We start from the raw sequence: 19,302 nt of genomic DNA, 5'->3' as shown, positions 1-19,302 counted from the left end.
AATAAATTAAAAAAATAGGAGAGTAAATATAAAAATTGTTTTGGAATTAATATGAAAAACAAAACCATCATTACCAAAAAGTAAATGAAGTCACAGGATATTCGCTCTAAATTTTTAAGTTTTTTTGAGAATAAAAAGCACGCCATAGTACCATCGGCACCAATGGTTGTTAAGAATGACCCAACACTTATGTTTGTCAATTCGGGTATGGCCCCGTTTAAGGAATATTTTTTGGGAAATGCAAAACCTAAAAGCAACCGTATTGCAGATACACAAAAATGTTTGCGTGTTTCTGGTAAGCATAACGATTTAGAGGAAGTAGGTTATGATACTTATCACCACACGCTTTTTGAAATGCTTGGTAACTGGAGTTTTGGCGACTATTTTAAAAAAGAAGCCATTGCGTGGGCCTGGGAGCTATTGACTGAAGTTTACGGTATAGATAAGAATATTTTGTATGTAACCGTTTTTGAAGGTGATGGAATGGATAATATCCCTATGGATATGGAAGCTTACAACTTTTGGAAGCAACATATTCCTGAAGACCGCATTTTAAAAGGTAACAAAAAGGACAATTTTTGGGAAATGGGTGATCAAGGACCATGTGGACCTTGTAGCGAGATTCATGTCGACATTCGTTCTGCAGAAGATAAAGCCAAGATACCAGGTAAGGAATTAGTGAATAAAGACCATCCTCAGGTTGTAGAGATCTGGAACTTGGTGTTTATGCAATACAATAGAAAGGCAAACGGTAGCCTTGAAAGTTTGCCGGCAAAGCATATCGATACGGGTATGGGCTTTGAGCGCTTGTGTATGGTTTTACAAGGTGTACAAAGTAATTACGATACCGATGTGTTTACGCCGCTTATTAAAGAGATTGAAACCATTTCGCATAAAGATTATGGTAAAGACGGAAAAGTAGATGTAGCGGTTCGGGTAATTGCCGATCATGTTAGGGCAGTGGCTTTTTCAATTGCTGATGGACAACTGCCTAGCAATACTGGAGCCGGGTATGTGATTAGGCGAATTTTGAGACGCGCTGTACGTTATGGATTTACGTTTTTAAACCAAAAGGACCCCTTTATTTTTAGGTTGGTTGAGGTGTTAAGTAGAACTATGGGAGTGGCTTTTCCAGAACTAAAATCTCAAAAACAACTCATTGAAAATGTCATTAAAGAAGAAGAACAATCGTTTTTAAGGACTCTGGATCAAGGTTTAATATTGCTAAACCGAATTGTTGAAGAGGAAAAGGGAGATACGGTTTCGGGAGAGAAAGTATTTGAATTGTACGATACCTATGGGTTTCCTGTGGATTTAACGGCTTTGATCCTTTCAGAAAAAGGCTTGACTTTGGATGAAGAGGGGTTTAAAGTAGAACTACAAAAACAAAAAGATCGCTCAAGGGCCGCTAGTGAAATGTCTACAGACGATTGGACCATTTTAGTGGACGATGCTGAAGAAGAGTTTGTAGGCTATGATGCTCTAAAGGCAAATGTTAAGATTACAAGATACCGTAAGGTGACTTCCAAAAAGGATGGGGATATGTATCAATTGGTATTCAATCTAACACCTTTTTATGCTGAAGGTGGGGGGCAAGTAGGTGATAAGGGTTATTTGGAAGATGTTCATGGAGATGTGGTCTATATTTTAGACACAAAGAAGGAAAATAATGTTATTATTCACTTTGCTAAAAACTTACCGAAACATATCAACGAAACCTTTAAGGCGGTAGTGGATGCCAAACAACGCTATAGAACAGAATGTAACCATACTGCAACCCATTTATTACATCAAGCCCTTCGGGAGGTTTTGGGAACACATGTGGAGCAAAAAGGTAGTGCAGTGCATTCCAAATACTTACGTTTTGACTTTTCCCATTTTTCAAAATTGACCGTTGAAGAATTACGTGAGGTAGAAGATTTTGTAAATCGACGCATAGATGGTAAATTACCCTTGGAAGAGCAGCGTAATATACCAAAAGAAGAAGCTTTTGCTGAAGGAGCCATGAGTTTGTTTGGTGAAAAGTATGGAGATACTGTTCGCACCATTCGTTTTGGAAAATCTATTGAATTATGTGGTGGTACCCACGTGAAAAATACGGCAGATATCTGGCATTTTAAAATTGTTTCAGAAGGTGCCGTAGCAGCAGGTATACGTCGTATTGAAGCTATAACTAATGATGCCGTTAAGGAATTTTTCTATGAGAATAATCGTGCTTATTTTGAAATGAAGGATTTGCTTAACAATGCCAAAGAACCGGTAAGAGCATTACAAAATTTGCAGGAGGAAAATGCTAATTTAAAAAAACAGATTGAAGCTTTGTTAAAGGATAAAGCCAAAAACATAAAGAACGAATTAAAAGGGGAAGTGTCTCAAATTAATGGTGTTAAGTTTTTGGCTAAGCAGTTGGATATGGATGCTGCTGGACTAAAAGATATTGCTTTCGATTTGGGTAGCCAAATTGATAATTTGTTTTTGTTATTGGCCACTGAAAAGGAAGGAAAAGCCTTGTTAGCTTGTTATATATCTAAAGAACTGGTTGCAAGTAAAGGGCTAAATGCGGGTCAAGTAGTTCGTGAATTGGGGAAACATATCCAAGGTGGCGGCGGTGGTCAACCATTTTTTGCTACAGCAGGAGGTAAAAACCCTCAAGGAATTGAAGTGGCTTTAGATGCAGCAAAGAACTACATTGAATAAATTATCAAGTTGATTTAACTATTCAATTATGTGATTTCTTTCCCGAGTGATTTTGGTTGAAATAATTTTTCATGTAGAAATTAGTAACAATTCATTCATTCTTTAATTTTAGAGTTGAATTTTAAATGAATCTTCAAACCAACATAATATTAAGAAAGCAACCTAATAATTTAATAGACTACAATTCTAATCTGCTGTTGTTGGGATCTTGCTTTGTGGAGCATATTGGGGAGAAACTGTCGTATTTTAAGTTTAAAACCCTTCAAAATCCGTTTGGGATATTATTTCACTCCAAGGCCATTGAAACGTTGGTGGCTAAAGCAGTAGCTAAAAGTCAATACACAGAAAAGGATATATTTTATCACAATGAACGGTGGCATTGTTTTGATGCGCATTCCAGATTAAGCCATACTTCAAAAGACGTGTTGTTGCGGGATTTGAACAATAACATAAGTGTAACTACCAAACAACTTAGAAGTACTTCACACATTATTCTTACTTTAGGCACAGCATGGGTGTATCGTTTTTTGGAAACCAGCGCCATAGTAGCCAATTGCCATAAAATACCTCAAAAACAATTCAAAAAGGAATTGTTGTCTATAGAAACCATAACAAGTTCATTGCATTATCTAACCGATTTAATAAAGGCGATTAATCCAAATGTGGTGTTCATTTTTACTGTTTCACCGGTAAGGCACATTAAAGATGGTTTTATTGAAAACACTCAAGGCAAGGCCCATTTAATAGCTGCAATCCATCAATTATTAAATCAACAGTCAAAAACTGTTAATTCTAATCTGCATTATTTTCCTTCCTATGAAATCATGATGGACGAACTTCGTGATTATCGTTTTTATGCCGAGGATATGATTCATCCCAACACAATAGCAGTAAACTATATCTGGGAAAAATTTCAAAGCGTTTGGTTAGCTTCAGAAACTTCAAAAACCATGGAGCAAGTTGATGCTGTTCAAAAAGGATTGCATCATAAACCATTCAGCCCAAATTCAGAAGCGCACCTACAATTTTTGAAAAATATTGAGAAGCGAATGGAAAGTCTACAAGAGCAATTTCCACATATTTCTTTTTAGATAAGTCTCTATTGTTTGGTTTATTAGTAAAATGGCTTGATCAATTAAAAATATACGTAATTTATCGTATTGATTCCAGTGTTTTAAAGTTGCAATTTTGGTTAGCTATTAATTTTAAACAAAACCAACAATGAGAACATTTAAGAACACTGTGTTGTTGATAGCCGTTATGCTATTGGCACATGCGGGATGGTCACAAAAGACAACGCCAGATTATCAATATGCTTTTGACGGACAGGTAAAATGGTTACTGCTTCACGAGTCAGGTACCTTATTGGCTTCAACAGGAGAGGCTTTGGCGGGCATACGGCCCAATAGTAGTGAGGTGTCCTTTAAAATAGATCGCCTTAAGCGTGTTAAGGAGGAACACCTTGAATTTGTACCTAATACACCCTATCTTATTGTAAAACCACGTGGAATTTTTATGCATACTGTCGTGGTTGATGTTGTAAAAGGAGCTATAGTTTTTGACTCTAAAGCCGAAGATTGGCAAAATGGGGTTAGCAGTCGGCACTTTATAAGCCCAGAAATGATGTTTGTCGTTAATGGCATGCATAAAGAGGAAGGTATGGGGCAATATACTGGTGGCGTAGGGTTATACGATTTAAAAACGGGGAAGCTCGTCAAGATTTTTGAACGTAAAGCTTCAAATCCCATGGTTGGCGAGCCCGATATTATGGGAGACAATATTATTATACCCGGGTTAAAAGATGTCACCTGTTATTCCATTAGCTCTGGTGCCGAAAAATGGTCCGCCGATATTAAGAACGCTACAAATATTATTGCAAATGAAGACACCAAGGAAATATATGCATTTAGGACCAAAGGTGATAATACCGTAGTTTACAAAATCAATTCAGATAGTGGTGCTTCATTATGGCCTGAAGGTAACAAGATTAAAGGTGTAATATCCACCATTGAGTTTGCCGACCAGGGATTGGCAATAGTTACAAATATTTTAGGTGGTGGAAGTAAACTGGCAAGTAAGCTTAAAGGCTCTGGAACATCTAAGGTCTATTTGTTAGACCACAATAGTGGTACTGATTTATGGGATAAATCTCCTAAAACCAAAGGCATAATCGATCACTTTTATATAGAAGATGATGGTATTATTTTTGGAGTATCAGATGGGGGCATCAACAAAATAGCTTTTGATGGTACGCCACGTTGGAAAAAGCCGCTTAAAACAGGACCAGGTATTCAAATTATGGCAACGGTTCCCACAGGACTATTATATATTTCTGAAACAGATGCCGATATTATAGATATGGCAACCGGAGAGTCTGTATTTGGAAAGGCTATTAAATATAAGCGTTCGGCAGCAGTAGCATCGACTTATGATAAAACTAGGGATAGGTTTTTAATTTCTTGTAAGGATGGAGTTTATGAAGTTGATGGTAATAATGGTGAATATAATCTTTTAACAGGCGATATTAAATTTGAAGGCAAGGAAGATCCAACGGGTATTGAAGTTAGAAATAATGGGATATTATTAACAGCTGATCAAAATTTGGAAATGATAGATTTTCAGGGTGAACCAATTTGGGAAGTTTATCATCGACCACCGGGAAAAAGTGCTTTTGGACTTGCCATTGTAGGAGCCTTAACATTGGCATCGGCTTCAGCTGCCATATCACATTCTGCAACAGCAGGCTATATGAAAGGGGCTGGAGTGCCTTCATATAATAGTACTGTACAGTACCATGAACAACAGGCTGAAAGTTGGGCACAAGTGACTGATGCTGGTTTTCAGGAAATGGCAAAACGTTTCAAAGCCACCAAGGCCACAGCAAACTCAGCTTTTATTTTAACTAAAGTTGATGATGGTGTAGCATTGGTAAAAGTGGACAAAAATTCTGGGCTATCCCTTAATGAGATTGTGATTCAGGATAAAGACCCAATGTATGAAGTTGATGATATTGAAGGCTTTTTGTACTTCAAGGATAAAGGGAACAACATAAGTGCTTATAATTTAAACAAATAATCTCGTTGTTGGGATTTTTAGGATTGGGCGTAACATCTTTTTATTGTTGCGCTTAATCTTTTATAAGTGTCATTTTATCGAAAAAAAGTTAAATCGTGAACTTTAAATTGTACATTTAAAATGCTATTAATCAGTTCATATAGAAAACACCGATTACTAAATGTTTTTAGTGGTTGGTGTTTTTTTTTGTCATCATTAAGGTCTATTTCAAACTAAAATGGAGAGTATGGATTTTAGTTTGATTTTATTTTTACTATTAATAATTCTTTTGGTTATGACGATTTTGGTTTTGTTCCAAACCAAAAAATATATGACCCAATCTAAGAGGAATTATCTCCATTTACAACATTTGTATTTTCAAGAGTTACATAAAGGTCTTTTATATGAAGATCGAAATAAATTGTGTAGCACCACTTCAAAAACGGTATCAATTAGATTTTTCAAAATAACTAAAGTATTGCTTTCGCTTTGTGAAACTATAATTGCAGATACATATTCTAAAAATGAAAGAAAGGGATAATAAAAGTAACCTTATTATGTAGTTAAAAATAACGGGTGAACAATAATAGAAAAATTGTCCCACAATTTTATTATCTTGAGGGGGAGTTGTTAACATCTGTTTATGTTGAGGTTAATTGTTTTTAAGTGTTTAATTATTTTTAGCATTCTGCATTTGTCGGCTCAAGACAAATCTAAAGAGTTGGACAGTCTTAATCGTCAATACCAGTCGGAATCCAATAAAGTTGTTAAATGTAATTTACTGTATGACATTGGAGCTGCATATTTAACAGTCAATATAGATTCATCGGTTTCGGCTTTTACAAAGCTTAAAGTTTGTGCTGAATTTTTAAAAAACGATACTTTAAAAATAAAGGGGTTATTGGGGATGGGAAAAGCATTTACCGATAAGTCCAAGCTTGATTCGGCACAATATTATTTTAATGAAGCTGAAAAATTAATACCTAGTATTAATAATAAAGAGTTCAAAAAATCACTTTATATTAACCGTGGCATACTATTTTTCTATAAATCTAACTATAATGGTGCATCGGTGGAATTTAAAAAAGCATTGACCATTTCAATTGAAGACAAAGATGTCGATACCCAGTCGCGATGTTATAACAATATAGCCATTTGTAAAGCGTATTTAGGGGATTTTGAAGGCGCCTTACAAATGCATATTGAGTCTGCAAAAATTGCCCAAGCAACAAGCGATGAATTAAGTTTAGCTAAGTCTTATAATAATATTGGGTTGGTTTACATTGATTTAAAAGATTATAAAAAGGCAGAAGGATACTTTTTAAAATCACTGGAAATCAAAAAAAGAATTGGAAATATAGTAGATATTGTTGGAGCCTATTTAAATCTAGGGGTTAGCCAGAGGAATTTGGGGGTAGAGAATAAAGATTCTTTTAAATTAAAAGAAGCCAAGCATTACTTTGAAAACGCATTATCATTAAGTGAAAAAGGAGGGTATATTAATGGAAGGAACAATGCTTATATAAATTTGGCTCTAGTGGAAAATTCTTTAAGGAATTATGGAAAGGCAATAGAATTTGGGAAGCGTGCTTTACAGGCGAGTATAAAAAGTCATGATACCAATAAAGAAATGACAGCAAGGATTAATCTTGGAGATTCTTACCGCTATAATAAACAATTTGATTTGGCAGAGCAGCATTTATTAAAAGGGTATGAAATGGCCAAGAATAGTGAAAACAGTTATGTGCAGAAAGAAACATTACTTATTTTAAGTTTGTTGCATAGTGAACAAAACAATTTTAAAAAAGCTCTGGAGTACCATAAACAATATTATGCTTTAACCGATTCTATTTCGTCTTCAGATGTTAAAAATAAAGTCAATGAACTAGAAACACAATATCAAACGGAAAAAAAAGAAAAAGAGATTTTAGAACAACGCGCTATTTTAGCTGAAAAAGAATTAAACCTTAATAAAAAAAACACCCAATTAACAGGATTGATACTATTGGCTTTATTAATTACAGTTTTGGGCTTTTTGCTCTATAAACAACAAAAACTTAAAAATCAGCAATTGGTCAAAGAAAGCGAATTAAAAGAAGCCTTAATCAAGATTGAAACCCAAAACAAATTACAAGAACAGCGTTTAAGAATTTCAAGAGATTTACACGATAATATTGGGGCACAACTTACCTTTATTATTTCCTCCATAGAAAATTTACAATACGGTTTTAAGATTACTAATGAAAAGCTTACAAACAAGCTGGAAAATATCAGCGGATTTACAAAAGAAACCATTTACGAGTTGCGGGATACCATTTGGGCCATGAATAAAAGTGAGATTACTTTAGAGGATTTGCAGATCCGTATTTCGAATTTTGTTGAAAAAGCAAGTGCATCTTCAAGTGTACATTTTGAATTTAATATAGATGACAATTTGCTAAACGATATACAGTTTATATCTGTAAAAGGGATGAATATTTACCGAATCATACAGGAAGCAGTAAATAATGCCATTAAACATGCTAAAGCCAAAACAGTTTTAGTGTCGATTGGTAAAGAAGGTAGCCGTTTAAGAATAGAGATTTTAGATGATGGCAAAGGATTCGATTTAAGTGAAGTCAAACAAGGTAATGGTTTAAATAACATGAAGAAACGTGCCAATGAGATAAATTCAAAACTAATTGTTAGTAGTGAATTGGGTAAGGGAACCTCAATACTATTTACTGTATAATTATGGATGTTAGAATTGCCATAGTAGATGATAATTCGTTCTTAATAAATGTGGTGGCTGAAAAGCTTTCTTTTTTTAACAATTTAAACCTAAAGTATACTGCCCTAAATGGATCTGAATTGCTAAAAAAACTCAACAATGATCACCTTATTGATATAATTTTAATGGATATAGAAATGCCAGAGTTGAATGGTATTGAAACAACCAGAAAAGTAAAGGAAAAATATCCTCATGTAAAAATAATAATGCTTACGGTTTTTGATGATGATGAAAATATTTTTAAGGCCATACAGGCTGGAGCCGATGGTTATTTGTTGAAAGAAATCAATGCACAGGATTTGTATAAAGGTATAATGGAAACAATTAAGGGCGGGGCAGCTATGACGCCTTCAATAGCTATGAAAACGTTGAAGCTATTGCGGAATCCATTAGATTTAAGTAATAAACAAGAGCTGGAAACCGTAAAGCTAACCGCTAGGGAAATTGATGTTTTAGAGCAATTAAGTAAAGGGTTAAGCTATAGTTCAATTGCAGACAACCTTATTTTATCAGTAGGTACTGTTAGAAAGCACATTGAAAATATTTACAGTAAATTACAAGTGCACAATAAATTAGAGGCTGTTCAAAAAGCCATTCGAAATAAACTGATATAATGACAATAAGTTAACATACTATTGATTCAATATGTCTAAATAGTACATATATTTGTAATGCTATTAATCAAAGAAAATACATTAGTTAGACTTCTTATGTCGAAGGAAACTAATGTTTTCTAGTTTAATAAGGCGTCCTTTACTAAATTACAGCTTAGTTTTCAAGGCAATCCAACCACCACCATTTATAGACTCAATACTGTATTTTTTTAATACTGAAGCTGCACTGGCCGATCTCATGCCGGAAGCACAGCATGTAATAACGGGTTTATTGAGTTTTTTTATTTCCTCTATTTTAGATTCAATGACCTGTAAGGGGATATTTCTTGAGCCTTTTATAGCACCTTGCTTATATTCTGAAGGTGTACGGACATCGATAATGATTGCGCCTCTGGCTTTAAAATCTTTTATGTTATTCTCTTTATTGCCAAATAATAAATTTAGTAAACCCATAGTTTTATTTTGTTTAGGCAAAGTTCATTTTAATTTTATTAATGGTGTGTAACAAGAGTTACTGATATTTTTATGTATATTCAACCCAAAGAATCGATTTCAACATGCAGCCTTACGTAACGCTAAATATAAAAGATGAAGTAGGTTATATTGAGTTTTTTCACCCCGAGCAAAATGCCATGCCCACTGAAAATCTTAAGAAACTGGAAAAAACCATTGTTGAAGCTGGCGCTAATGAGGTCATAAAAGTTATTGTTTTACAAAGTGGAGGTGACCGTACCTTTTGTGCGGGAGCTAGCTTTAAGGAGTTGGTGGAGATTGAAAATATGGAATCAGGAACCCAATTTTTTTCGGGTTTTGCTAATGTTATAAATGCCATACGTCTCTGTCCAAAACTCATCATAGGTAGAGTTCAGGGTAAAGTTGTAGGTGGAGGTGTTGGTTTGGTGGCCGCAACAGATTATTGCTTAGCGACCCAATTCGCCTCTATTAAGCTAAGTGAACTAAGCATAGGTATAGGACCTTTTGTAATAGAGCCTGCAGTTTCCAGAAAGATAGGAAAGGCAGCCATGTCGCAAATGACTATTAATGCTGAAACTTTTTATGGTGCACAATGGGCAAAAGAAAAAGGATTATATGCCGGGGTTTATGACTCTATTGAAGCCTTAGATGAAACCGTTAAAACTTTGGCTACAAAGTTAAGTACATACAACCCCAAAGCTTTACAACAAATAAAACAGGTATTTTGGGAAGGTACATCGCATTGGGATACGTTGCTTTTGGAACGTGCTAAAATAAGTGGGAAATTGGTACTCAGTAAATTTACAAAGGAAAGGTTGAAGCGGTTTAAATGATTTGATTGTTGCTCTTTATTTTAGGACTAGTCACGTTATAAATTCTGTTTTATTGGCCTTTGTCCATTTTTAAGATAACGTACAAAAACACAAAACGTTCTTAAAATGAGTTTTTTTATTTAAAATCAAGGACTTTCGCAACGGTTACCGGTGTTGTATGCCATTTTTTTATTGTTTAACTCTTTTATTGGTCGGGATAAGTGAGTAACAACATTGCAACTTGAATTCCGTCATAAAGAACGTGAGCATAAACAAGAGGCATTAGTCGTTTCTTTTTTAAAAAGAAATAGCCACTTACCAGACTTTTAATTCCAATGGTTACCATTCCGTATGAACCTTGGCTCCAATGAGCTAAACCTATAATAATTGAAGAAATAAAAATTACTGCTATTGTCCAGATAAACCTTTCAGACCATTTCCATAAGCTGGTTAAGATAAATACCCTAATAAGTTCTTCGTACAAAGCAATTCCAATACAAAGAACAGGTCCAAACCAAATAAACAGAAGGAGAGGGCTTTCCCTCATATCAAGCATTAACCCTAATAATTCCATATTGGGATTAAATTGTAATATACTAGACAGTGTCAGTCGTCCTAGGTAAAATAGGAAAAAATAGATAATGGTCAGAATGAAACCCCAACCAATATCAGTAGTCCATCTTCCATTTCCTGAATTAAAATCGGATAGCTTTTCCTTTAGAAAAAACTTTTTAATTAACATTAATATTACAATACTCAATCCTCCAAATAGTAAAGGATATGTAATAAGCTCAATACTTGCAAAACCTGTTGATTGATGATTTCTAATCCATAACATCAATCCAAATGGAATGAAGACGATAATGGATAAAGCTATTATTGATTTTATTTTATTCATTTTCCTCAATGATAAATAACTAACGTATAACGGTGTTTTTTTCAACAATGACCAATCCATCATCAATCAGTTTACCAACCTCGGGTCTATTTTGTTTTATGGTTTCCAAATGGCTTAAAATACTACTAGACAAGGTTTTTTCATTGCCCTTGGTGGCCAATTCATAGAGTTCTAGGGGCAATAACCAATCGTTGGGGTGTTTTTCAATGAGTTGTTCCAAAACCTTGGTTCTGGAAATTGTTCTGTTTTGACCCTCTCTATAGTCCCTTACCTGTTGGTAAAGACGTTCAAGCTCCAATTGTTTAGCCGATTTTTTTACATGTATGGTCTGTGTAGAAGGCACATGGGTTATTAAATCGAAACTATTTAAATCGGCCGGTCCGGCAAATGCCGAAACCACCTCCTTACCAATAGCCATGTCGTAAATTCCCCATTCGGGTTTAAATAAAATAGTATCGCCATGGGTTACGGTACAATTTTTAAAACTCACCAGAATGATTTTGCCTTGTAAGTTTCTTTTGCCAGTAATAATTTCTCCCGATACTTTAATGCCACCTTCAAATTCCAAAGTAACAGTGCGTTCTTCATAAATATGATAGGCGGCTAAATCACGTGGACTCATATCCTCGATGGCCAAATTAATACCTTTCAGTTTTCCGATAGGTGAACCAAAACCAGTTTTATGGGTTTTTGTACCATGACCTACCAATTCCTTTTCCCTGTAGGCCAAAGCCGTTTCACTACTGGTTTGAATATAAATAGGTTTACCGTTGTGTTCAATTACATCTGTGAATACACTTGAAATTTGAAGCCCTGTACTTAATTCTATAGAGCCTAATGCTTTCGAGCTAATGAGTTTTCTAATTCCTGAAAGTCCACCACATCGCAAGGCCATGGTGTTGGCGTATTCCTCTAAAACCAAACTTAAATGGGCAAAATCTGGAGTTACATAAAGTTGTGGTTGTGGTTTAGTGATGTCAAAATCCTTATAGGTAGCCTCGATGGTGTAAGGCAATTTTTTTACAGCATCAGTCATGCACCAAGCGTTTTCACCAATAGACGATAACAATCCAGCACCGTAGATTTTAGGATTTTCAATGGTACCTATTAACCCATATTCAACGGTCCACCAGTGTAAATTTCGTATAAGGGCCATTTCGCTGGGTTCGCCCATATTTTGCTGAAGTTCCTCTACTGTTTTTTCTGCAGAAGTGATGTCTGCTTCTGGTGTGTTTGGTGCTTCTTTGATGATGGACAAATGCCTAACGGCTTCATACAATTCATAATCCTTAGCCGAAGAGATCGCCTTACAGCCAATTTCACCAAAACGTCTTAAATACTCGGCATATTCAGGATTGGCAATTATGGGAGCATGTCCCGCACCTTCATGGATAATGTCGGGAGCAGGTGTATACTCAATATGTTCCAATTGCCTAATATCACTGGCTATCACCAATACGTTATAGGCTTGGAATTCCATAAAGGCATTGGGAGGTATAAATCCATCAACGGCAACAGCAGCCCAACCAATTTCTTTTAAGATGCGATTCATACCATACATATTGGGAATGTGGTCTATGGAAATTCCAGTTTGTCTTAAACCTTCTAAATAAGATTTATGCGCAACTGTGGTTAAAAAGTCCACATTTTTACGCATGACGTAACGCCATACGGCTTGGTCTATCGCAGAATAGTTGGCGTAATTTTGAGGCTTAATAAATTGTTTTAAATGCTTGGGAAGCCTATTAAGAATAGCATTCGATTCAAAAGTGTCGGGCATAAACTTTCTTAAATTTTGATAGTGATGACGGATACTAAAAATACGAATAATCTATTAAAAACAGAATATTTTAAATATTATTCAAAAATCGATTGGTTTTAGGGAGGGTATTTAAATTTTATTAAAATTTATGTTTGGTAAAAAAATTAAACAATAAAAAAGCGACTGCACTTCGAGAGCCTCAGTGACCAGTCGCTTTTTATATATTATTGTTGTGATCCAGGTGGATATTTAGACATAATTTCAGCAACGAATTCTTTAATGCGTTCTTCTTTTTTATCAACATTTCTACTTAAATATCCAGTACCCATTCCTTGCCAAACCAATTCTTTTTTATTGGCATCAATAAGGTCTATGTATAAAGTGCCTTGGGTACTTGTTGAAACAGAAGGTTGGTTCCAACCCCAGCCCCAACCAGGGCCAAAACCACCCCATGGACCCCATCCGCCCCAACCCCAGGAACCATAGCCCCAGGTATTGTTATAGACGTCTACTCGTTGTTGGGATTTTGTAAACAAACTAATTAAAAGATCTGGATTTTCAGACTTCGTGAAGCCCTTTGCCATGAGCTCAGATTCAATGGCTCTTAAAATTCTACGTTTGTCCAAATCACTAATTTCTGCCTTGTCAATGCCAGTTTTAAAGAATGCAAAGGTCTTGTATTCGTTAAAATTTGCTCCTTTGTCATAATCTGCCGCAACGCGTACAGAGCTACAAGAAGATAGCATTACTAAAAATGCTAAAAGCGGTAATGTTTTTAATAGTCTATTCATAATACAATTTTTACGGTTATTTATGGTTGTATAAAATTAGTGATTAGAACGCTGTCCAATAACTATCAAAAAAATATTTTTATAGCAACTTTTTAATAAAATAACATCAATAATCGTACCAAGAGTTTATGGTTGAATCGTGCTAAGTGCTTGTGTTTTAGGTTTTGTTATTGCTATTTTTTAAGGTTGCCTTAGCATTGAATTCATAGGGGCAATGCCTGCAACCACTTTCACAGCAATAGCCTCTCTTTAGGTGGTATTGTTCAGTAAAACATCTATAGCCTTCAGGTGTCCAGTAAAAATCACCTGCTTCAATGGGGATTATCTTCTTCATGAGAGTCTAAATTCATCTATAACAAAAGTACGTGATTTTTTCAATTGAAAATTCATAAGGACAAATGAAAAAATACATTGGCTAACGAAGTGATTACTGAATTTAAGCTGTTTTTTACATAAGAAGATATATAATTTCAATATTAGTAACTTAAAACCTGCCTATTACCAGGAGTTATGTTTAGAGGTTTTTAAAGTATCTTCGCAAATATGATATTTAAGGTAAAAGATAGTGTCAATCAATTTGTCAATATTTACAATAATGATGTTCGATTGTATATCAAGAGGGAGGATTTATTACATGAGTTTGTCTCTGGTAATAAATTTCGGAAACTTAAATATAACCTAAAAGAAGCCCGTAAGAAAGGGTTTCAGACCTTGTTAACCTTTGGAGGGGCTTATTCAAACCATATTGCTGCAGTTGCTTCAGCAGGAAAGTTAATGAGTTTTAAGACTATAGGGGTTATTAGAGGGGAAGAATTGTATGATAAAATAGAACGTAACCCAACCTTGATGTTTGCCAAGGAATGTGGGATGAAATTTAAGTTTGTGTCTCGACAAACTTACAGACTTAAAACAGCCGAAACTTTTTTGAAGGAATTAAAGGAGGAATTTGGGACATTCTATTTTATTCCAGAGGGAGGGACTAATGCTCTAGCGGTTAAGGGGTGTGAGGAAATTTTGAGAGAGACAGATTTTGATTTTGATTACATTTGTTGTGCCGTAGGTACTGGGGGAACAATATCAGGGATAATCAATTGTTCAAAACCTAGTCAAAAAGTTTTGGGTTTTCCAGCGTTAAAAGGTTCTTTTTTACATAAAGATATTTGTAAATTTGTAACGCAATCGAATTGGGGCCTAATCACAGATTTCCACTTTGGAGGATATGCCAAAATAAATTTGGACTTGGTGGAATTTATCAATGGTTTCAAAAAGGATTATGGAATCACTTTAGATCCCATTTATACAGGAAAGATGCTTTTTGGCGTTATGGATTTAATTAGTAAAGGATTTTTTCCTGAGGGTTCAAAAATTTTAGCTATCCATACTGGAGGATTGCAAGGAGTTAAAGGAATGAATGACTATTTAAAGAAAAAGAATTTACCACAAATCGAAATTTAAATGCAGCGTATTTTAGCCCTATTTTTAATAAGTATTTTTATGTTTAGTTGTGGCTCTAAAAAAAGAGTCGTAGCTAAAAAGCCCACAATAGAACGAAAAACAAGAATATCCCCTAAACCTGAGTCTAGTGGAGTTAAAGAAGTAGTTGAAACGCCGAAGGTTTCTAAAACTTATGCCAGTACTACAGAAGAGTATATCGATATTTATAAGGATGTAGCTAAAACAGAAATGGAGCTCTATGGTATACCTGCAAGTATAACTTTGGCTCAGGGTATTTTGGAATCAGGTTCGGGTAGAGGACGGCTTTCAGTAGAAGCTAATAACCATTTTGGAATTAAATGTCATGATTGGACGGGTAAAAAAATATATCACGATGATGATAGATTGCAAGAATGTTTCAGAAAGTATAACGATGCCAAGTATTCCTTTAGAGACCATTCACTTTTCTTGACCCAGCGCAAGCGTTACGCTAACTTATTTCAGTTAAAAACAAACGATTATAAAGGTTGGGCAAAAGGACTAAAGGCCGCAGGATATGCAACCGATAGAAAGTATCCGCAAAAGCTCATTAGTTTGATTGAACGTTATAATCTCCATGAATATGATAAAGAAGTGCTTAATAAAAGTAGTGTTGTAGAGGATTATTTGTTAGCGGATACAACAGCCAAAATTAAGCATATTGTTGTTAAGGGAGATACCTTATATTCTATTTCAAAAAAATACAATACTACGGTAGAGGCTATTCAACAAATGAATGGTTTGGAAGATAATATCATTAGTATTGGTCAAACCTTAGTAGTACAATAATATTATGATTTATAAACGAAGTAGCGCATTGTTTGCTCAAGCTGAAAAAGTAATTCCTGGCGGGGTGAATTCACCAGTTAGGGCATTTAAAGGGGTTGGGGGAACTCCAATTTATATCAAAGAAGCCAAAGGGGCTTATCTTTATGATGAAGATGGAAACCGTTTAATAGATTATATCAATTCTTGGGGACCCATGATTTTGGGGCATGCATACAAACCTGTGGTAGATGCGGTTGTTGCAAAGGCAAAAAAAGGAACATCGTTTGGCACTCCAACCGAGATAGAAACACAAATAGCCGAGTTGGCTGTTTCAATGGTTCCTAATATTGATAAGATTCGATTTGTGAATTCTGGCACCGAGGCTTGCATGAGTGCTGTTAGGCTGGCTAGAGGTTTTACGGGAAAGGAAAAAATTATAAAGTTTGCGGGTTGTTATCATGGACATAGCGATTCGTTTTTGATTCAGGCGGGTAGCGGTGCAAGTACTTTTGGAGTTCCAAATAGTCCTGGAGTAACACAAGGTACAGCAAAGGACACACTTTTGGCTAGGTATAATGATATAGACCATGTAGCCGAATTAATTGAAAACAATAAAAGTGAAATAGCCTGTATCATTATCGAACCCGTTGCAGGAAATATGGGCTGTGTGCCTCCTAAAGAAGGTTTTTTGCAAGCGTTGAGAGATTTGTGTGATACTAATGGTATTCTTTTAATTTTTGATGAGGTCATGACAGGATTTCGATTGGCTAAAGGAGGTGCTCAAGAGCGATTTGGTATTAAGGCAGATATTGCTTGTTTTGGAAAAGTAATTGGTGGTGGTTTGCCGGTTGGTGCATTTGCTGCCAGAAACGAAATTATGAATTATCTAGCGCCAGTTGGCCCTGTGTATCAGGCAGGGACTTTAAGTGGAAATCCATTAGCTATGGCGGCTGGTTTAGCCATGCTTAGTGAAATAAATAACGACACCAATATGTTTGACCGTTTGGAAGATAAAACAGCCTATTTACATAAAGGCATTGCAAACGTTTTGAAGGCAAATAAGGTTACGCATACCATAAATAGAGTTGGGTCTATGATATCCGTACATTTTGATGCTGCCCAAGTTATTGATTTTAGTTCTGCGGCTAAGGGAAATAATGATACCTTTAAAACATTCTTTCATGGGATGCTAAACGAAGGTGTGTATATCGCTCCAAGTGCCTTTGAAACTTGGTTTATTAGTGATGCTTTAACCTATGAAGATTTAGATTTTACCATTAATGCAGTTGATAAAGTGTCTAAGGCCATATAAAAAGTAAAAGCGCATTTCAATTATATAGAAATGCGCTTTTCATCAACAAACTATAATCAACTAAACTAAAATATTATTGTTTTTGCATTTTTTTTCCTCTTCTATCACCTTTGCTTTTCATGCCAGATTTTCTTTTGTGTGCCATTTTAGCTTGAGCTTCTTCCCATTTGGTAAATTGGTCTTCGCTTAAAATGGTTTTCATTTTTTTCTTTATCTCAATTTTACGATCAAGTTGTGCATTCATCATGGAAACTCGCTCTTCCTGAGATGGTTTTTCCCCAGCTTGCCGCTTGGCTTTCCGGGCTTCCATATGTGTTTTTCTAAGTTTTGCGTTCTCTAAGTTTATGACGTAGATTTCTTTTTGTTGTTTGTCATTTAAATCTAAATGCAAGGTCATTTTTTTGGTCTGCAAGGTTGCCATCTCTTCTGCCGATAGTTTCATCATTTTATCTTGATACTTTGGCCCTTCCTTTTTTTGCTCTTGAGCTACAACCTGAAGTGAAGCTATTGCTAAGGCGATTAATAAAAACTTTTTCATCTTTTAAATTTTAAGTTGTTTATGTGTATGACATTTAAAAGGTGAAATAGTTTAAAGCAATCTGATTTTTAACGCTTTTTTAACGATCGTTTGAAGTTGAATTGCTGAAATAACTATTTGTAAAATGGTATTTGCAAACCAACACCAGTTTGAAAATCAGGAGCGTTGTTAACTAGAAAGTCCTCCTTAAAGAATAAGGACAGTTTTAACTTTGGCCTACCATAAGTATAAATAAAGGTCCAATTGGATAAAGCCTTGTAAAGTGTTTCTACACCATGTTGCCAGCCACCGTTTATCTCTTTCCATTGGCCAAGTAATTTGTAATAATCGGCCTCCTTTAGTTTGTTATATCTTGATTGAATGTGATAGTTCACACTAAAAGCATGAAAATTATGTTTTTGGGTGTATTTTGTGAATTCTATATTTGCTTCAATAGCTGCTAAGAATCTATTGTTTCCTAAATCGACAACTTCGCCAAAATCAATAACATTTTTATATAACACATTGGAACCTAGCCCGACATTGAATTCGTTTTTGTTTTTAAGTAAAAAGCGTTTAACACCACCTAAGGAAAGTCCGTAATCTATCGACGGATTAAACTTCGAGGTATTGATGCCTAGATGATTGCCAATATTGAAGTACAATTGTTTTGATGGGGTTTTAAGGAATGAGGGATAGTAGTAATGGCTGAGTTCGACACCGCCAATAAAAAAATCGTTATTGCCAAGTTTAAGGGTGTTCCCTTTTCTGTCGGCGTACTCAAAATTCACTTGGTTTAAACCGTAATACCGCCTGCCATAGGGGTCTTCGCCTCCCCAAAGGCGGCTATGAAACCATTCTATGCTTTCATCACTTGTGAAAAATGAAAATGGATACTTGCCTTTTGTAATAAGGTAGGAGCGTAATGAAATACCAAATTCGTGATGCTCTGAAATAGGAATGTTAAGGTTGGCCCTAAACTCTTTAATCACGGCATCAATAACAATATTCATGTAATCGGCTGGGGTGGTTTCTTGATCTATAAAATTAAAATTTCGATTATACCAAGTCACTTGGCTCAATTGTTTTCTAATTTCTAGGTCTTTAGGGAAATAGGCTTCAACATAAGGATGGAAGGTGTTGCCACTTGTATAATTAAAGGAAAGTATAAACTTTTGTGGTGAAGCGATTTTAAAATTTTGTTCAATTCTAGAGCTAAAAATGCCAAAATGGTGTGTCGCCAAAATATTAGACTTTATAATACCATTCTTTAAGGATAGGCTATCGGTTTTTTGTGCCAGTAATACGGTATGGCAACAACAAAAAAGAAACCAAATTAAATTTTTTAACATACGTAAAA

The 19,302-nt window shown here is 35.2% G+C and carries 16 protein-coding genes; 9 read left to right on the top strand and 7 right to left on the bottom strand.

What is annotated here, in order from left to right:
* The first annotated feature begins 84 nt into the window (after positions 1-84).
* The 5 genes from alaS (at position 85) to MR053_RS00280 (ending at position 9,135) form a co-directional block, all read left to right on the top strand.
* The gene (gene alaS, locus MR053_RS00300; protein ID WP_242130548.1) at positions 85-2,697 is read left to right on the top strand and encodes an alanine--tRNA ligase; all 2,613 of its coding nucleotides are present in this window, start codon (positions 85-87) and stop codon (positions 2,695-2,697) included.
* Between the two features lie 125 nt (positions 2,698-2,822).
* The gene (locus MR053_RS00295; RefSeq protein WP_242130547.1) at positions 2,823-3,788 is read left to right on the top strand and encodes a GSCFA domain-containing protein; all 966 of its coding nucleotides are present in this window, start codon (positions 2,823-2,825) and stop codon (positions 3,786-3,788) included.
* 130 nt (positions 3,789-3,918) lie between these two features.
* Complete coding sequence (locus tag MR053_RS00290) at positions 3,919-5,772, top strand: PQQ-like beta-propeller repeat protein (protein WP_242130546.1); 1,854 nt, start codon at positions 3,919-3,921, stop codon at positions 5,770-5,772.
* Positions 5,773-6,394: 622 nt separating this feature from the next.
* Positions 6,395-8,482 (top strand): tetratricopeptide repeat-containing sensor histidine kinase, encoded by a 2,088-nt coding sequence (locus MR053_RS00285; RefSeq protein WP_242130545.1) that lies wholly within the window; start codon positions 6,395-6,397, stop codon positions 8,480-8,482.
* 2 nt (positions 8,483-8,484) lie between these two features.
* Positions 8,485-9,135, top strand: a complete 651-nt coding sequence (locus MR053_RS00280; protein WP_242130544.1) for a response regulator — start codon at positions 8,485-8,487, stop codon at positions 9,133-9,135.
* Positions 9,136-9,282: 147 nt separating this feature from the next.
* Here the strand turns inward: MR053_RS00280 and MR053_RS00275 are convergent, their stop codons facing one another.
* The gene (locus MR053_RS00275; protein WP_242130543.1) at positions 9,283-9,588 is read right to left on the bottom strand and encodes a rhodanese-like domain-containing protein; all 306 of its coding nucleotides are present in this window, start codon (positions 9,586-9,588) and stop codon (positions 9,283-9,285) included.
* Between the two features lie 104 nt (positions 9,589-9,692).
* On the opposite strand from MR053_RS00275, the gene MR053_RS00270 reads away from it, so the two are divergent.
* Positions 9,693-10,442, top strand: coding sequence for an enoyl-CoA hydratase/isomerase family protein (locus MR053_RS00270; RefSeq protein WP_242130542.1), 750 nt, complete (start codon positions 9,693-9,695; stop codon positions 10,440-10,442).
* Positions 10,443-10,626: 184 nt separating this feature from the next.
* Here MR053_RS00270 and MR053_RS00265 read toward each other — a convergent pair whose 3' ends face one another.
* The 4 genes from MR053_RS00265 to MR053_RS00250 all read right to left on the bottom strand — a co-directional run bounded on the left by MR053_RS00265 (position 10,627) and on the right by MR053_RS00250 (position 14,206).
* A complete protein-coding gene (locus MR053_RS00265) occupies positions 10,627-11,319 on the bottom strand; it encodes a CPBP family intramembrane glutamic endopeptidase (RefSeq protein WP_242130541.1) in 693 nt (230 codons plus the stop codon).
* Between the two features lie 19 nt (positions 11,320-11,338).
* On the bottom strand, positions 11,339-13,099 hold the full coding sequence (locus MR053_RS00260) for an aromatic amino acid hydroxylase (protein WP_242130540.1): 1,761 nt from the start codon (positions 13,097-13,099) through the stop codon (positions 11,339-11,341).
* Positions 13,100-13,305: 206 nt separating this feature from the next.
* Positions 13,306-13,872 carry a DUF4136 domain-containing protein gene (locus MR053_RS00255; RefSeq protein ID WP_242130539.1) on the bottom strand — a complete coding sequence of 189 codons (567 nt, stop codon included), beginning with the start codon at positions 13,870-13,872 and terminating at the stop codon, positions 13,306-13,308.
* 157 nt (positions 13,873-14,029) lie between these two features.
* On the bottom strand, positions 14,030-14,206 hold the full coding sequence (locus tag MR053_RS00250; RefSeq protein ID WP_242130538.1) for a DUF5522 domain-containing protein: 177 nt from the start codon (positions 14,204-14,206) through the stop codon (positions 14,030-14,032).
* 209 nt (positions 14,207-14,415) lie between these two features.
* On the opposite strand from MR053_RS00250, the gene MR053_RS00245 reads away from it, so the two are divergent.
* The 3 genes from MR053_RS00245 to hemL are packed head-to-tail and all read left to right on the top strand — an operon-like array spanning position 14,416 to position 17,425.
* Positions 14,416-15,327: a 1-aminocyclopropane-1-carboxylate deaminase/D-cysteine desulfhydrase gene (locus tag MR053_RS00245; RefSeq protein ID WP_242130537.1), complete on the top strand. Its 912-nt coding sequence runs from the start codon at positions 14,416-14,418 to the stop codon at positions 15,325-15,327.
* Entirely contained in the window at positions 15,328-16,134 is an 807-nt protein-coding gene (locus MR053_RS00240) for a glucosaminidase domain-containing protein (protein WP_242130536.1), read from the top strand.
* A gap of 4 nt (positions 16,135-16,138) precedes the next feature.
* A complete protein-coding gene (hemL, locus tag MR053_RS00235) occupies positions 16,139-17,425 on the top strand; it encodes a glutamate-1-semialdehyde 2,1-aminomutase (protein ID WP_242130535.1) in 1,287 nt (428 codons plus the stop codon).
* Positions 17,426-17,498: 73 nt separating this feature from the next.
* On the opposite strand, the gene MR053_RS00230 is transcribed toward hemL, so the two are convergent.
* Together MR053_RS00230 and MR053_RS00225 are read right to left on the bottom strand one after the other, a co-directional pair.
* Complete coding sequence (locus MR053_RS00230) at positions 17,499-17,963, bottom strand: hypothetical protein (protein WP_242130534.1); 465 nt, start codon at positions 17,961-17,963, stop codon at positions 17,499-17,501.
* Positions 17,964-18,076: 113 nt separating this feature from the next.
* Entirely contained in the window at positions 18,077-19,294 is a 1,218-nt protein-coding gene (locus MR053_RS00225; RefSeq protein WP_242130533.1) for a hypothetical protein, read from the bottom strand.
* Between the last annotated feature and the right edge of the window lie 8 nt (positions 19,295-19,302).

The sequence above is a fragment of the Aestuariivivens marinum genome (assembly GCF_022662175.1).
GTDB lineage: Bacteria > Bacteroidota > Bacteroidia > Flavobacteriales > Flavobacteriaceae > Aestuariivivens > Aestuariivivens marinum.
This window is presented reverse-complemented; position numbering and strand designations above follow the sequence as displayed.

What these genes read in the sequence shown, in the direction of transcription:
- alaS (WP_242130548.1), top strand. Translation starts at nt 85, where the DNA reads ATGAAGTCACAGGATATTCGCTCTAAATTTTTAAGTTTTTTTGAGAAT.
- MR053_RS00295 (WP_242130547.1), top strand. Translation starts at nt 2,823, where the DNA reads ATGAATCTTCAAACCAACATAATATTAAGAAAGCAACCTAATAATTTA.
- MR053_RS00290 (WP_242130546.1), top strand. Translation starts at nt 3,919, where the DNA reads ATGAGAACATTTAAGAACACTGTGTTGTTGATAGCCGTTATGCTATTG.
- MR053_RS00285 (WP_242130545.1), top strand. Translation starts at nt 6,395, where the DNA reads ATGTTGAGGTTAATTGTTTTTAAGTGTTTAATTATTTTTAGCATTCTG.
- MR053_RS00280 (WP_242130544.1), top strand. Translation starts at nt 8,485, where the DNA reads ATGGATGTTAGAATTGCCATAGTAGATGATAATTCGTTCTTAATAAAT.
- MR053_RS00275 (WP_242130543.1), bottom strand. Translation starts at nt 9,588, where the DNA reads ATGGGTTTACTAAATTTATTATTTGGCAATAAAGAGAATAACATAAAA.
- MR053_RS00270 (WP_242130542.1), top strand. Translation starts at nt 9,693, where the DNA reads ATGCAGCCTTACGTAACGCTAAATATAAAAGATGAAGTAGGTTATATT.
- MR053_RS00265 (WP_242130541.1), bottom strand. Translation starts at nt 11,319, where the DNA reads ATGAATAAAATAAAATCAATAATAGCTTTATCCATTATCGTCTTCATT.
- MR053_RS00260 (WP_242130540.1), bottom strand. Translation starts at nt 13,099, where the DNA reads ATGCCCGACACTTTTGAATCGAATGCTATTCTTAATAGGCTTCCCAAG.
- MR053_RS00255 (WP_242130539.1), bottom strand. Translation starts at nt 13,872, where the DNA reads ATGAATAGACTATTAAAAACATTACCGCTTTTAGCATTTTTAGTAATG.
- MR053_RS00250 (WP_242130538.1), bottom strand. Translation starts at nt 14,206, where the DNA reads ATGAAGAAGATAATCCCCATTGAAGCAGGTGATTTTTACTGGACACCT.
- MR053_RS00245 (WP_242130537.1), top strand. Translation starts at nt 14,416, where the DNA reads ATGATATTTAAGGTAAAAGATAGTGTCAATCAATTTGTCAATATTTAC.
- MR053_RS00240 (WP_242130536.1), top strand. Translation starts at nt 15,328, where the DNA reads ATGCAGCGTATTTTAGCCCTATTTTTAATAAGTATTTTTATGTTTAGT.
- hemL (WP_242130535.1), top strand. Translation starts at nt 16,139, where the DNA reads ATGATTTATAAACGAAGTAGCGCATTGTTTGCTCAAGCTGAAAAAGTA.
- MR053_RS00230 (WP_242130534.1), bottom strand. Translation starts at nt 17,963, where the DNA reads ATGAAAAAGTTTTTATTAATCGCCTTAGCAATAGCTTCACTTCAGGTT.
- MR053_RS00225 (WP_242130533.1), bottom strand. Translation starts at nt 19,294, where the DNA reads ATGTTAAAAAATTTAATTTGGTTTCTTTTTTGTTGTTGCCATACCGTA.